This window comes from Pseudonocardia sp., assembly GCF_025465255.1.
Classification (GTDB): Bacteria; Actinomycetota; Actinomycetes; order Mycobacteriales; family Pseudonocardiaceae; genus Pseudonocardia.
In genome coordinates, this window is the sequence record NZ_JAODNI010000073.1 from 1 (window position 1) to 13,751 (window position 13,751).

Here is a 13,751-nt window from a genome sequence, read left to right on the forward strand (position 1 = left end):
CCCTGGGGCATCCGGTGGGGGCCACGGGTGGGCGGATCCTGGCCACGCTGGCGCGGGAGATGGTGCGTCGGGACGCCCGCTACGGGGTCGAGACGATGTGCATCGGCGGCGGACAGGGCCTCGCCGCCGTCTTCGAGAAGGTCTGAAGGCAGGCAGGAACGGGGTCAGGCACGTGACGGAGCCGCCGTCCGCCCCCATCGCGGGGGCGGACGAGCTCGGCACCGAGCTGGTCCGGCTGCTCCGGCTGGTGGACCGGGCGCAGGCCCAGTACCAGGCCGAGAACCCGGACGCCGTCGAGCGCTCGGCCTACCTGCTGCTCGTGCACCTGGTGAAGGACGGGCCGCAACGGGCCGGGGCGCTCGCCGAAGCCGTGCACTCGGACCCGTCGACGGTGAGCCGGCAGATCGCGCAGCTGGTGCGGCTCGGCTACGTGGCCCGCACCGCGGACCCGAGCGACGGGCGGGTCACCGTGCTCTCGGCCACCGAGGTGGGTCGCCGCGTGTTCGAGGAGAACCGCAAGGTCCGCAACGAACGGATCGCCGTCATGCTGGCGGACTGGGAGCCGGGTGAGCGTGAGACGCTCACCCGGCTGCTGTCCCGGTTCACGTCGGTCCTGGAGGACCGGTGGAACAAGGGCGGCTGGTAGGCCGCCCGACGTCTGTCCTAGTGCTCGACCGACTCGCCGGCCTCGAGGGCGGCGGCCTCGGCGGCCGCGGCGTCCTGGGCGCGCTTGTACGAGTTGTGGATCTCGCGCTCCGCGTCCGCGCGGCCGACCCACATCGCGCCCTCGACGCTCTTGCCCGGCTCGAGGGTCTTGTAGATCTCGAAGAAGTGCTGGATCTCCGCCCGATCGAACTCGGGCAGGTGGTGGATGTCCCGCAGGTGCTCCTGGCGCGGGTCGTCCGCCGGGACGCAGAGGACCTTGTCGTCCCCGCCCTTCTCGTCCTTCATCCGGAACATGCCGATGGCCCGCGACCGGACGAGGCATCCCGGGAACGTCGGCTCCTGGATCAGGACCAGGGCGTCCAGCGGGTCCCCGTCCTCACCGAGGGTGTCCTCGATGAAGCCGTAGTCCGCCGGGTACTGGGTGGCGGTGAAGAGGGTCCGGTCGAGCCGGATCCGCCCGCTCTTGTGGTCCACCTCGTACTTGTTGCGTCCGCCCTTGGGGATCTCGATCAAGACGTCGAAGTCCACTTCTGGTGCTCCTGTGCTGTCGGTGCGTGCCGTACACGCTCGTGTACGGACCGTGTTCTGCAGGCCGGGCCGGTCGGCGGATCGGCCGCGGCGCCTACCTCTAGTGTGGGGGACCGCATCGGGCCGGTCGTGACCGGCCGACCCGCCCGCTCACTCCGCGCGGGCGTGAGAGGAGCGGACGCACGTGGGTCTCGGCCGCCGGATCGGTGACACTCTACGGCTTCCCGGGCGCGGTCTGCGGCGCCTGACCATCGTCCTGGTGGTCCTCGCGGTGGCTGCCGCGGGCGGTGGGGCGGTGGCGCTCTCGGCGCCGTCGCTGCTCTCCGACCTGGGCGTCAGCAGCTCCGCGAGTGCCGCCGCGAACATCCCGGCACCCGTCCCGCAGTTGTCCCCGCTCGCCGGGACGGCGCCCACCCCTAGCGGCGCCGGGCTCACCTCGGTGCTCGCGCCCGTCACCGGGGGATCGGGCCTCGGGGACTTCGGGGGCGTCGTCGTCGACCCGGCCGCGCCGCGCGGTGCGGGGCCCCTGTGGCAACTATCACCGGATCAGGCGCTCGTCCCGGGCAGTACGGGCAAGCTGCTCACGGCCGCGGCGGCGCTGCTGACCCTGGACTCGACCGAGCGGTTCGCCACCCGCGTGGTCGCCGGGGCCACGCCGGACACGGTCGTGCTCGTCGGCGGCGGGGACCCCACCCTCACCGCGCTGCCCACCGGCGAGGACTCCGTGTACCCGGACCCGGCCCGGCTCGACGACCTGGTCGCGGACGTCGAGAAGGCGATGCCGAACCAGCACATCCGCAAGGTCGTGATCGACACCGGCGCCTGGACCGGGCCGACGCTCGCGCCCGGCTGGGAGCCGGCGGACGTCCCGGGCGGCTTCGTGGCGCCGATGGTGCCGCTGATGCTCGACGGCGGCCGGATCGACCCGGCCGAGCAGGACGGCCCGCGCGTCGACGACCCGGCCGCGCAGGCCGGCCTCGCCTTCGCGAAGAAGCTCGGCCTCGGCGCGAGCGCGGTCTCCGAGGGCACGGCGCCGCCGGACGCGCAGGACCTCGGCGTGGTGGTGTCCGCGCCGGTGTCGCAGCTGGTCGAGCACCTGATGACCACCTCGGACAACGTCCTGGCCGAGGCGCTGGCCCGTAAGCTGGCGATCACCCGGAAGGGCCACCCGTCGTTCGCGGGCGCGGCGCAGGAGACCCTCGCGGCGCTCTCCCAGGCCGGCTTCGACGTCACCGGCGCGGTCATGGCGGACGGCAGTGGCCTGTCCACGGACGACCGGGTGCCCCCGCGGCTGCTCGGCGCGGTGCTGGGTGCCGCCGCGGCGCCCGCCGAGGGCCCGGACGACACCGAGTTCCTGCGCCCGATCATCAGCGGCCTGCCGGTGGCGGGCGGCGACGGCACGCTGACGGACCGGTTCGGGAACGGCGCCTCGGCGGCCGGACGCGGGGTGGTCCGGGCCAAGACCGGGACGCTGACCGGGGTGAGCAGCCTCGCGGGCGTCGTCACGGACGTCGACGGGCGGTTGCTGGTGTTCGCGCTGATGTCCAACGGTGTCTCCCCCGCGACCGTGCGGCCGAAGCTGGACACGATCGCCGCGACCCTGAGCCGCTGCGGCTGTCGCTGAGCCCGCGCCCGGTCCCCGGGCGCGCGTAGCCTCGGGCCGGTGACGTCGACAGCCCAGCCGACAGCCCGTTCCGACGAACGGGAGCTCACCCAGGGGCTCCCGATCAACTGGGGGCTGGCCCGCCGCACGGCCGCCCGGCTCGTCCAGGACGGCCCGCCGGTGGACCGGGCCACCGCGCGTGAACTGGTCGACCGGCTGCGCTCGGACGCAGCCGTCGCCGAGGGCCACGTCCGGGAAGTCACCGGGCTCGGAGCCAGTCTCCCGCTCCTGCCCGCGGACGTCGTGGACCGGCCCGCGTGGGCCGCCGCCGCCGTCGACGGGATGGCGCAGCTGACGGCCGGGGCCCGCCTCCCGAAGACCCCCCGCGCCGCGCGCGCGGTCACCGGCACCACGGCCGGCCTGCAGATCGGCGGCGTCCTCGCGTTCGTCGGCAGCCGGGTGCTCGGCCAGTACGACCCCTTCGGCGGGCCGGACCGCGAGGGCCGGCTGCTGCTCGTCGCGCCGAACATCTTCGCGGCCCAGCAGGCCCTGGACGTCCCGGCCGAGGACTTCGGGCTCTGGGTCTGCCTGCACGAGGCGACGCACCGGCTGCAGTTCACCGCCGTCCCGTGGCTGCGGGACCATTTCGCCGACCAGATCGGCCAGTTCCTCTCGATCGGGGACCCGGGCCGGCAGGCCGGGATGCTCGAGCGGCTGCCGGACGCGATCAGGGCCTTCAAGGACTCCCGCGGGGACACCCTCGCGCTCGTCGAGCTGCTGCAGGGCCCCGAGCAGCGCACGGTCCTGGACCGCCTCCTCGCCCTGACCACCCTGCTCGAGGGCCACGCGGACCACGTCATGGATGCGGCGGGCCCGGGCGTCGTGCCCAGCGTCGCGACGATCCGGGAGCGCTTCACCGTGCGCCGCCGCGGTGGCGGGATCGTGGACCGGATCCTGCGGGCGCTGCTCGGGGTCGAGGCGAAGATGAAGCAGTACGCCGTGGGCTCGGCCTTCACCGACTACGTGGTCGGGGCGATCGGGATGGACGGCTTCAACACGATCTGGACCAGCCCGGACACCCTCCCGACCCGGGCGGAGCTGAACAGCCCGGAGAAGTGGCTCGCCCGCACCCGGTAAGGCCCGGCCCTCATCCCGCGTTGTGGAGCCACAACGCGGCTTTCGACGGCCCGTGCCAGGGTTGCGGGGTGGCGGGGGATCCGGGGGCGGTGCGGCGGGCGGTCCGGGCCGCCCTGGCCCGCCTGCCCGACGACGTCCGCGCCGCGCCGCCCCTCGTCGGCTGCTCCGGCGGCGCGGACTCCCTCGCGCTCCTGCTCGCCACGCACGCCGAACGCCCGGACGCCCGCGCCGCCGTGGTCGACCACGGCCTCCAGGAGGGTTCCGCCGAACGGTCCCGGGAGCTCGTCGCGCAGCTGCGGGAGCGGGGGATCGCGGCGGACGTGCACCCCGTCGTCGTCGAGGGGACGGGCGGGACCGAGGCCGCCGCGCGGCGGGTCCGCTACGCCGCCCTCGAGGCCGCGCGGCCCGAGCCACGGTCCGCCGTCCTCCTCGGCCAGACCCTCGACGACCAGGCCGAGACGGTCCTGCTCGGCCTCGGCCGCGGCTCCGGCCCCCGCTCGGTCGCCGGGATGCGCGAGTGGGACGCGCCGTGGCTGCGCCCCCTGCTCGCGGTGCGCCGCGCGGACACCCGCGCCGCGTGCGCGGCACGAGGGCTCACCCCGTGGGAGGACCCCCACAACGCCGATCCGCGCTTCACCCGGGTCCGGCTGCGGCACGAGGTCCTCCCGCTGCTGGAGGACGTGCTCGCGGGCGGCGTCGCCGAGGCCCTGGCGCGCACCGCGGGCCAGCTCCGCGAGGACGCCGCGGCGCTCGACGGGTGGGCGTCCCGGGTGAGATGCGCCGCAGAGCGCGACGACGCGCTGGACGTCGCCGAGCTCGCCCCGATCCCGGCCGCGGTGCGCCGCCGGGTGCTCCGCTCCTGGTTGCGCGATCACGGAGCCGGTCCGCTCACCGACGCGCACCTTCGCGCGGCGGACGATCTCGTCGGCGCGTGGCGCGGTCAGGGCGGCCCGCGGCTGCCGGGCGGGTTGGACCTGCTCCGCGAGCGTGGGAGGCTCGTGCTGCACATCCGTTGAGCAGCCCATCCGTTGAAAATGCAGGAGGCATCGGCGTGTACGACGGCGACATCGCGTCCGTCCTGGTCACCGAACAGCAGATTCGCGACAAGACCGCCGAGCTCGCCGAGAAGATCGGGAAGGACTACGCCGACTCGTGCGCCGGCGGAGCCCCGAACGACCTGCTGCTCGTCGGCGTCCTCAAGGGCGCGGTGATGTTCATGACGGACTTCGCACGGGCCATGCCGCTGCCGGTGCAGCTGGAGTTCATGGCGGTCAGCTCGTACGGCTCGTCGACGTCGTCGTCGGGCGTGGTGCGGATCCTCAAGGACCTGGACCGGGACATCACCGGCCGGCACGTCCTGATCGTCGAGGACATCATCGACTCGGGGCTGACCCTGTCCTGGCTGCTCAAGAATCTGGAGTCGCGCGGGCCGGCGTCGCTGGAGGTCGTGACGCTGCTCCGCAAGCCCGACGCGGTGAAGGTCGACGTCCCGGTGAGGTACGTGGGCTTCGACATCCCGAACGAGTTCGTCGTCGGCTACGGCCTGGACTACGCCGAGCGCTACCGCGACCTGCCGTTCATCGGGACCCTCGAACCCGCCGTCTACACCTGATCGTCAGGCGCCGGCCGGCGGACCGGCCGGCGGGGCGATGTCCTGCAGCGGGACCCCGGGCGGGGTGGCCGTGAACGGCTCTGTGCCCTTGACCAGCTTCAGCGTCCCGAGCCCGCCGTGGGCGTTGGCGTAGGCGAGCTCGCGGGAGAGGTCCGAGACGCCGTTGCTGACCGGCAGCGGCGCGAGGTTCAGCGTGGACAGCAGGCCGACGGCCTGGCCCGAGTCGTTCAGGAACGCGCTGCCCGAGTCCCCGGGGACGCCGGGGGAGATCGTGTAGACCTCGTGGCCCCAGCCGCCGCCGACGTCGCCCGCGCTGACGCCCGCCTTGGGGCTCAGCGCCGCGACGCCCTGGCGGAGCGGGGAGTTGCCGTAGGAGTAGGTCAGCGCCCCGGCCGGCAGGCCCGCGTCGGAGAGGCCGGTCGGACCGCCGAAGAACGGCACGGACGGATTGAGGTGCGCGACGGCGTCCCGGTCGAGCTCGACGAGCCCGAGGTCGTTGTAGGCACAGGTGTCCGGGTCCGCCTCGGCGCGCTGCTGCATCGTCACCCAGGAGCTGTAGACGAGCGTGCCGTTGGCGGTGTAGCCGCGGTCGCCCTCGACCGTCACCGCGGTGCCGACCGGCATCGTCGAGGAGTCGCAGCCGTTGGTCTCCGTGGCCTGGCCGGTGCCGGCGCAGTGCGCGGCCTGGCCGAGGAACGTGCGATCCCCGCTGGTGAAGACGAAGTTGCTGGTGCAGGCGCCGCCGCCGGTGGTGACGGTCTGGACGCCCGGGTGCAGCTCGGCGGAGGCGGCCGACGCCCAGCTGGGAGCCGGCGTGGCGGCGGGGAGCTGGATCGTGGGCTGGGCGGTCGCCGTCGAGGGGAGGACGAACGCCACCGCCGTGACCACGCCGACGGCCACCGCCGCGGCCCCGAGGCCCCTGACGCGCATTCCCCGACCCGATCCGACCATGGCGTTACTCCCCCGCTGAACAGACATGACGGACGAGGCAACCGTCCCTGCGCCGGGCCTCGTCGTCCGTCCAACGAGCGCCTGCTCCCGGGGATACCCCACCAACCCGGTGGACGTCCGGGGACGATCCGGGTTCACCCCGGTCGCCCGGTCGTGACCCGTCCGTGACGTACGCCTCCGCGCGGCGCCGTCCGCCCGGGAACACTCCCCCCGCGCGAGTCGTTGTCGGGGCACGATCCACCAACCGGTTCCGCCTCGTCGCACGCGTTGGCGCGGGTTCGTCCCTCGGCCGCTATCCTGGCGGATCAGGGCCGGTCCGCCCGTCGCCGGGCGATCATGGTCCTTCGTGATCAGCGGGGGTACGGACCCGGAGAACCACACTCGGGAAGGTGAAGGCCGCAAGGGCCGAAGCTGCATGGACCGCAAGCGCCTGCTCCGCAACCCCGTGATCTGGATCCTCGTCGTGGTCCTGGTCTACTTCGCGTTCAGCACGTTGTTCGACGACACCCGCGGCTACACGCAGGTGCCGACCTCCACCGCGCTGACGCAGATCGACACCGGCAACGTCAAGGACGCCACGGTCGAGGACAAGGAGCAGCGCCTCCGCCTCACGCTGAACAACCCGGTCGACGGCAGCACGCAGCTGATCACCCAGTACCCGGCACAGTCCGCCGGCGCGGTGTTCACGAAGCTGCAGGACGCGCCGAACAAGCCGAGCTTCAACACCGTGGTGCGCCAGGACTCGTTCCTGACGACGATGCTGATCTACCTGATCCCGCTCGGCCTGGTGCTCCTCGTCCTGTTCTGGATGATGAACAACGCCCAGGGCGGCGGTTCGCGGGTGATGAACTTCGGCAAGTCGAAGGCGAAGCAGCTCAACAAGGACATGCCGAAGACCACCTTCGGCGACGTCGCGGGGGCCGACGAGGCCGTCGAGGAGCTCTACGAGATCAAGGACTTCCTGCAGAGCCCGGGCCGCTACCAGGCTTTGGGCGCGAAGATCCCGAAGGGCGTGCTGCTCTACGGCCCGCCCTGAACCGGCAAGACGCTGCTGGCGCGCGCGGTCGCGGGCGAGGCGGGCGTGCCGTTCTACACGATCTCGGGTTCGGACTTCGTCGAGATGTTCGTCGGCGTCGGTGCCTCCCGGGTGCGGGACCTGTTCGAGCAGGCCAAGCAGAACTCCCCGTGCATCATCTTCGTGGACGAGATCGACGCGGTCGGCCGCCAGCGCGGCGCCGGCCTCGGCGGCGGGCACGACGAGCGCGAGCAGACGCTGAACCAGCTCCTCGTCGAGATGGACGGGTTCGACGCCCGCGGCGGCATCATCCTCATCGCCGCCACGAACCGGCCGGACATCCTGGACCCGGCGCTGCTGCGCCCGGGCCGGTTCGACCGACAGATCCCCGTGGGCGCCCCGGACCTCGCGGGCCGGCAGGCGATCCTCGCCGTGCACTCGAAGGGCAAGCCCTTCGCGAACGACGTGGACTTCCTGAGCCTGGCCAAGCGCACGGTCGGCATGACCGGCGCGGACCTGGCCAACGTCATCAACGAGGCCGCGCTGCTCACCGCCCGGGAGAACGGCACGCTGATCAACGGCGCCGCGCTCGAGGAGTCGGTGGACCGCGTGGTCGGCGGCCCGCGCCGCAAGGGCAAGATCATCTCCGAGCAGGAGAAGAAGATCACCGCCTACCACGAGGGCGGGCACGCGCTGGCCGCGTGGGCGATGCCGGACCTGGAGCCGGTCTACAAGCTCACGATCCTGCCGCGCGGCCGCACCGGCGGGCACGCGCTCGTCGTCCCCGAGGACGACAAGGGCCTGATGACGCGCTCGGAGATGATCGGCCGCCTCGTGTTCGCCATGGGCGGGCGCAGCGCCGAGGAGCTGGTGTTCCACGAGCCCACGACGGGCGCGTCCAGCGACATCGACCAGGCCACCAAGATCGCCCGCGCGATGGTCACCGAGTACGGCATGAGTGCCCGCCTCGGCGCGGTGCGCTACGGCCAGGACCAGGGCGACCCGTTCCTCGGCCGGTCCATGGGACACGCGCCGGACTACTCGCTCGAAGTCGCGCACGAGATCGACGAGGAGGTGCGCGCCCTCATCGAGGCGGCGCACACCGAGGCCTGGGAGATCCTGAACACCTACCGGGACGTGCTGGATGCCCTGGTCTTCGAGCTGCTGGAGAAGGAGACGCTGACCCGCAAGGATCTGGAGCGGATCTTCTCCACGGTGACCAAACGGCCCCGGATCACCGCGTTCAACGACTTCGGCGGGCGCACCCCGTCGGACAAGCCGCCGATCCAGAGCCCGGCCGAGCTGGCCAAGGAGCGCGGCGAGCCGTGGCCGCCGAACCGGGAGCCGGACCGCGAGCCCACTCCGGTGGGCAGTGTCGGTGTCGGCGGTGCCGGCAGCGGCACTCCCGGCCTGCCCAGCCCCAACGGCGGTTATCCGAACGCCAACGGCGGACAGCCCGGCTCCAACGGCGGACAGCCGGGCTCGAACGGCGGACAGCCGGGCTCCAACGGCACCCCGCCATACATCCGCCCGGCCGATCCGGGCCACCCGCCCGGCAGCTACCAGCCCCAGTCCGGCGGTCAGAACGACCGCCCGGACGGCGCGGTACCGCCCAACTACGGCGCCCCGCCGAACTGGCGGCCGGCGATCACGCCGCACGGCCAGGAATGGCCGCCGGCCAAGTGGTCCGGCCAGGACGGGCCCAAGCATGCCGAGCGGGACGGAACCGAGAGCAAGGACGGCCGCGGTTCCGGCGATCCCCAAGGCGGCGGTTGGTCCGAGCCTGGCCAGGACGGCGGGCGCTGAGCGCCTGCCGGAGAGGTCATCTGGTGAACGTGCGTGACTGACGTCGATCCCCTCGTGCGCCCGCTGCTGCCCGAGCGGGGGCCGTCGGTTCCCGGTCGGGGAAGTTTCGACCGGGAACGGGCCGAAGCGGCGGTGCGCGAGCTGCTCTACGCAATCGGGGAGGACCCGGAGCGGGAAGGTCTCCTGGAGACGCCGCGCCGGGTCGCCAAGGCGTACGAGGAGATGTTCGGCGGGTTGTACGAGGACCCGGACGAGATGCTGGCAAAGACCTTCGCGGAGGACCACGAGGAACTCATCCTGATCAAGGACATCCCGATGTACAGCGTCTGCGAACACCACCTGGCGCCGTTCCACGGGATGGCGCACGTCGGCTACATCCCGTCGGTCGACGGGCGGGTCACCGGGCTGAGCAAGATCGCCCGGTTGGTCGACCTGTACGCCAAGCGACCGCAGGTGCAGGAACGGTTGACCGCGCAGATCGCCGATGCGCTGGTCCGCCGGCTGTCCCCGCGCGGGGTGATCGTGGTGCTCGAGGCCGAACACCTGTGCATGGCGATGCGCGGCATCCGCAAGCCGGGGTCGCGGACCATGACGTCCGCCGTCCGCGGCCAGTTCAAGGGCAATGCCTCCTCGCGCGCCGAGGCGCTCGCGCTGATCCGAGGCCGTTGAGTCACGTGCTCGAGAGCCGGCATCGATGAGTCACCAGCACCAGGACGGCCCGGTGGGCGGGTTGCCCAAGCCGGGCCGCTGCGTGCTGCTCGGGGTGCTCAACGTCACGCCCGACTCGTTCTCCGACGGCGGCCGCTACCTGAACTTCGACGACGCGGTGGCGCACGGTGCCCGGATGCACGCCGAGGGAGCCGACCTGATCGACGTCGGCGGTGAGTCCACCCGCCCGGGCGCGCACCGGGTGCCGGCCCCCACCGAAGCCGAACGGGTGCTGCCGGTGATCCGGGAGCTGACCGCCCAGGGCGTCGCGTGCAGTGTGGACACCACCCGCTCCGAGGTCGCCGAGGCGGCACTGGAGGCCGGCGCCACGGTGGTCAACGACGTGTCCGGCGGGCTCGCCGACCCGGCGATGGGCAAGGTCGTCGCGGCGGCCGGGGTGCCCTGGATCCTGATGCACTGGCGTGGCCACAGCGACCGGATGAGCGAGCTCGCGCGCTACGCCGACGTGGTCACCGAGGTCCGTGACGAGCTGCTGGCCAGGGCGGATGCCGCGATCGCCGCCGGCGTCGACCCGGGCAACCTGGTGATCGACCCGGGCATCGGGTTCGCCAAGCGCGCCGAGCACGACTGGCAGCTGCTGCACCGGCTGGACGCACTGCTCGGACTCGGCTTCCCGGTGCTGGTCGGGGTGTCGCGCAAGAGCTTCCTCGGCCGGCTGCTGCCCGGGCCGGACGGCGCGCCCCGGGCCGCCGCCGGGCGTGAGGTGGCCACCGCCGCCGTCTCCGCGCTGGCCGCCGCGGCGGGCGCCTGGGGGGTGCGGGTGCACGACGTGGCCAGCTCCCGGGACGCGGTCGCGGTCGGCGCCGCCTGGCGCAACGGGGTGGCCGGGGCGCCGTGGAGCTACGGGGTCGGGTCGCCGTGACGGACCGGATCGTGCTGACCGGGCTGCGGGTCCGGGGTTACCACGGGGTGTTCGAGCACGAGCGCCGGGACGGCCAGGACTTCATCGTCGACCTGGCCGTGTGGCTGGACCTGGCGCCGGCCGGGCAGTCGGACAAGCTCGCCGACACGCTGGACTACGGCGCGCTCGCGCAGGGCACCGCCGAGATCGTCGCCGGCCCGCCGGTGGACCTGATCGAGACCGTGGCGGCCCGGATCGCCGACCGTGCGCTGGGTTCGGACGACCGGATCGGCGCGGTCGAGGTGACGGTGCACAAGCCGTCCGCCCCGATCCCGCTCACCTTCGCCGACGTCGCGGTGACCATCCGCCGGTCCCGCCCCGCCGCGCCGCATCCGGGCGGTGACCCGGCCGGTGACTAGGGCGGTGCTCTCGCTGGGCTCCAACCTCGGCGACCGGCTGGCTCAGCTGCGGCAGGCCGTCGCCGGGTTCGCCGCCGAGCTCGAGCTGGCCTCCCCGGTGTACGAGACCGCGCCGTGGGGTGGCGTGCCGCAGGACGACTTCCTGAACGCGGTGATCATCGTGCGGTCCGCCGAGCTGGATGCCTGGGACTGGCTGCGCCGCGGCCAGGAGCTGGAACAGGCCGCCGGACGGGTCCGCGAGGTGCATTGGGGACCGCGCACCCTGGACGTCGACGTGGTCGCGGTGTTCGACACCTCCACAGCCGCGGTACTGAGCGAGCACCCGGACCTGCTGCTGCCGCACCCCGGCGCGGCCGAGCGGAACACCGTGCTGCGCCCCTGGCTGGACATCGAGCCGGACGCGGTGCTCCCCGGCCGGGGCCGGGTGGACGAGCTGCTCGCCGGGCTCGGTGAGGACGGCATGCGCCGCCGGGACGACCTGTCGCTGCTGGAGCCGGTATGAAACCGACCGGCTGGCGCGAGCTGCTGTCCACCGCCGTCGTGGTCGGCGTCGTGGTCTACCTGCTCATCAGGGCGAGCTACGGGGTGATGCCGCCGCTGCCGCTGTTCGCCGGCGCCACGCTGCTCGTGCTGGCGATCATCGAGTCGGTCATGGGCTACTCCCTGAAGGCCCGGATCGAGGGGCGCCACGGGCAGCCGGTGCAACCTCTGGTGGCGGCCAGGGCGGTGGCGCTGGCGAAGGCGTCCGCGCTGGCCGGCGCCGTGATGGTCGGGGTGTGGGCGGGCCTGCTCGGCTACCTGTTGCCTCGGCTGCACCTGTTCGCCGCCGCCGGCCAGGACGCGCCGGGCGCGATTCTCGGGCTGGTCTGCGCGGTGGCGCTGGTGGCCGCCGCGATGTATCTGCAGAACTGCTGCCGCACTCCGTCGGACTCCGACGACCCGGATCGTCAGCAGCACCACCGCTGAACCGGCGATTCCGTACCGACTGACGGTCCGGGACTCGCTACGCTCCGGCGATGTCGTACCTTCAGCCGGCCCTCGGGCCGCCGGCCGACACCGCGAACCCGTACCGGCGCCGCCTCCGCAGGCAGCGCCGGGGCGTGCTGGCGACCGTGCTCGCGCTGGTGCTGCTCGGGATCTGCGGGCTGCTCCTGATCGGCATCCTGGTCTACAGCGTCGGCGCCGGCGGCGTGATCGTCGGCACGCTGGGCGCGCTGCTGCCGGTCGGGCCGGTGGTCTGGGCGTTCCTGTGGATGGACCGCTGGGAGCCGGAACCGCCCCGGGTGTTGCTGGTGGCGTTCCTCTGGGGGGCCTGCTTCGCCACGCTGGCGGCGCTGATCCTGAACAGCAGTGCCGAGCTGGCCACCTCCAGCGTGCTCGGCGACGCGAGTTCGGTGTTCTCCGCGGTGTTCGTGGCGCCCTGGGTCGAGGAGTTCATGAAGGGCTCCTTCCTGCTCGGGCTGCTGGTGTTCCGGCGCCGCGAGTTCGACGGCGTCCTGGACGGCATCGTCTACGCCGGCGTGGTGGCGGCCGGGTTCGCGTTCACCGAGAACATCCTGTATCTCGGTCAGGCGTTCGCCTCCGGCGCGGCCACCGGGCAGGGCGGCGACGTGCTGGCGGTGCTGGTCATGCGGGGGCTGTTCTCACCGTTCGCGCATCCGCTGTTCACCTCGATGACCGGGATCGGGCTGGGTATCGCGTCGAACGCGCGCACCGTGCTGGTCCGCCTCGCGGCGCCGATCGGCGGCTACCTGCTCGCCGTCTTCCTGCACGCCTGCTGGAACGCATCGGCCTCCTACGCCGACGGCGAGGCGCTGGTCCCGGTGTACCTGATGATCATGCTGCCGATGCTGGTGTTCGTCCTGCTCGTGGTGCTCTACCAGCGCCGACGCGAGCAGCGCATCATCGCCGCCGAGCTGCCCGGGTTCGCCGAGGCCGGCTGGATCGCGCCGAGCGAGGTGCACCTGCTCGAATCGCTGGCCGGTCGGCGGGGCTGGCTGCGCGCGGTGCGTCGGCGGTCCGGCTCGGCGGTCGCCAAGGCGGTGTCCGAGTACCAGGCGGCGGTCACCGAGCTGGCCATCCTGCGGCACCGGATGGCCCGAGGCGCACTCGGCGCGCACGCCCGGGAATGGCACGACGAGCTGCTGGAGGACGTGCTGCTCAGCCGGGCCAAGGCGGTCGGCGCACCGGACGCGCTGCACGCCGCCTGGGGCCGCCGGGTGCCGCCGCCCGGCTGGTCGCCACCGCCGCCGAACTGGACGGCGCCGACCGGGCCTCGGCACGCCCGCACGTCCGGTGTGCACCAGTTGGGCACGCCGCCGTCCGGGCCGCCGCCGTCCGGGCCGCCGCACCCGTCGGGTCCGCTGCCACAGCAGGGCGGGCCGCCGCAGGGCCCGCCGCCTTCGGGGCCGCCGCAGGGCACGCCGCCCCAGGGGCAGCCGCGA

General features: G+C 73.3%; 13 protein-coding genes and 2 pseudogenes. 13 read left to right on the top strand and 2 right to left on the bottom strand.

Annotated elements, in window-relative coordinates:
* Together JWP64_RS07505 and JWP64_RS07510 are read left to right on the top strand one after the other, a co-directional pair.
* Window positions 1-146: pseudogene (locus JWP64_RS07505) on the top strand (acetyl-CoA C-acyltransferase); the annotation flags it as partial.
* Between the two features lie 26 nt (window positions 147-172).
* A complete protein-coding gene (locus JWP64_RS07510; protein ID WP_297493850.1) occupies window positions 173-646 on the top strand; it encodes a MarR family winged helix-turn-helix transcriptional regulator in 474 nt (157 codons plus the stop codon).
* Window positions 647-663: 17 nt separating this feature from the next.
* On the opposite strand, the gene JWP64_RS07515 is transcribed toward JWP64_RS07510, so the two are convergent.
* Entirely contained in the window at window positions 664-1,194 is a 531-nt protein-coding gene (locus JWP64_RS07515) for an inorganic diphosphatase (RefSeq protein ID WP_297493851.1), read from the bottom strand.
* Between the two features lie 184 nt (window positions 1,195-1,378).
* Here JWP64_RS07515 and dacB point away from each other — a divergent pair, with 184 nt between their 5' ends.
* The 4 genes from dacB (at window position 1,379) to hpt (ending at window position 5,546) form a co-directional block, all read left to right on the top strand.
* Complete coding sequence (gene dacB, locus JWP64_RS07520; RefSeq protein WP_297493852.1) at window positions 1,379-2,818, top strand: D-alanyl-D-alanine carboxypeptidase/D-alanyl-D-alanine-endopeptidase; 1,440 nt, start codon at window positions 1,379-1,381, stop codon at window positions 2,816-2,818.
* Between the two features lie 102 nt (window positions 2,819-2,920).
* The gene (locus JWP64_RS07525; RefSeq protein WP_297493868.1) at window positions 2,921-3,934 is read left to right on the top strand and encodes a zinc-dependent metalloprotease; all 1,014 of its coding nucleotides are present in this window, start codon (window positions 2,921-2,923) and stop codon (window positions 3,932-3,934) included.
* Between the two features lie 68 nt (window positions 3,935-4,002).
* The gene (gene tilS / locus JWP64_RS07530) at window positions 4,003-4,950 is read left to right on the top strand and encodes a tRNA lysidine(34) synthetase TilS (RefSeq protein WP_297493854.1); all 948 of its coding nucleotides are present in this window, start codon (window positions 4,003-4,005) and stop codon (window positions 4,948-4,950) included.
* A gap of 35 nt (window positions 4,951-4,985) precedes the next feature.
* Window positions 4,986-5,546: a hypoxanthine phosphoribosyltransferase gene (hpt, locus tag JWP64_RS07535; RefSeq protein ID WP_297493855.1), complete on the top strand. Its 561-nt coding sequence runs from the start codon at window positions 4,986-4,988 to the stop codon at window positions 5,544-5,546.
* Window positions 5,547-5,549: 3 nt separating this feature from the next.
* Here hpt and JWP64_RS07540 read toward each other — a convergent pair whose 3' ends face one another.
* Window positions 5,550-6,476, bottom strand: coding sequence for a serine protease (locus JWP64_RS07540; RefSeq protein ID WP_297493857.1), 927 nt, complete (start codon window positions 6,474-6,476; stop codon window positions 5,550-5,552).
* Window positions 6,477-6,912: 436 nt separating this feature from the next.
* Between JWP64_RS07540 and ftsH the strand changes: the two are divergent.
* The 7 genes and pseudogenes from ftsH to JWP64_RS07575 form a co-directional block, all read left to right on the top strand.
* Window positions 6,913-9,318: pseudogene (gene ftsH / locus JWP64_RS07545) on the top strand (ATP-dependent zinc metalloprotease FtsH).
* Between the two features lie 66 nt (window positions 9,319-9,384).
* The gene (gene folE, locus JWP64_RS07550; RefSeq protein WP_297493870.1) at window positions 9,385-9,987 is read left to right on the top strand and encodes a GTP cyclohydrolase I FolE; all 603 of its coding nucleotides are present in this window, start codon (window positions 9,385-9,387) and stop codon (window positions 9,985-9,987) included.
* Window positions 9,988-10,012: 25 nt separating this feature from the next.
* Window positions 10,013-10,909: a dihydropteroate synthase gene (folP, locus tag JWP64_RS07555; RefSeq protein WP_297493859.1), complete on the top strand. Its 897-nt coding sequence runs from the start codon at window positions 10,013-10,015 to the stop codon at window positions 10,907-10,909.
* A complete protein-coding gene (gene folB, locus JWP64_RS07560) occupies window positions 10,906-11,307 on the top strand; it encodes a dihydroneopterin aldolase (RefSeq protein ID WP_297493861.1) in 402 nt (133 codons plus the stop codon). The genes folP and folB overlap by 4 nt, the downstream gene beginning before the upstream one ends.
* Window positions 11,300-11,809, top strand: coding sequence for a 2-amino-4-hydroxy-6-hydroxymethyldihydropteridine diphosphokinase (gene folK / locus JWP64_RS07565; RefSeq protein WP_297493862.1), 510 nt, complete (start codon window positions 11,300-11,302; stop codon window positions 11,807-11,809). The genes folB and folK overlap by 8 nt, the downstream gene beginning before the upstream one ends.
* Window positions 11,806-12,273, top strand: a complete 468-nt coding sequence (locus tag JWP64_RS07570) for a DUF3180 domain-containing protein (RefSeq protein WP_297493864.1) — start codon at window positions 11,806-11,808, stop codon at window positions 12,271-12,273. The genes folK and JWP64_RS07570 overlap by 4 nt, the downstream gene beginning before the upstream one ends.
* Window positions 12,274-12,323: 50 nt before the next feature.
* Window positions 12,324-13,751, top strand: a 1,428-nt coding sequence (locus tag JWP64_RS07575; RefSeq protein WP_297493866.1) for a PrsW family intramembrane metalloprotease, incomplete at its 3' end; no start/stop codon positions are given.

What these genes read in the sequence shown, in the direction of transcription:
- JWP64_RS07540 (WP_297493857.1), bottom strand. Translation starts at nt 6,476, where the DNA reads ATGCGCGTCAGGGGCCTCGGGGCCGCGGCGGTGGCCGTCGGCGTGGTC.
- folP (WP_297493859.1), top strand. Translation starts at nt 10,013, where the DNA reads ATGAGTCACCAGCACCAGGACGGCCCGGTGGGCGGGTTGCCCAAGCCG.
- JWP64_RS07570 (WP_297493864.1), top strand. Translation starts at nt 11,806, where the DNA reads ATGAAACCGACCGGCTGGCGCGAGCTGCTGTCCACCGCCGTCGTGGTC.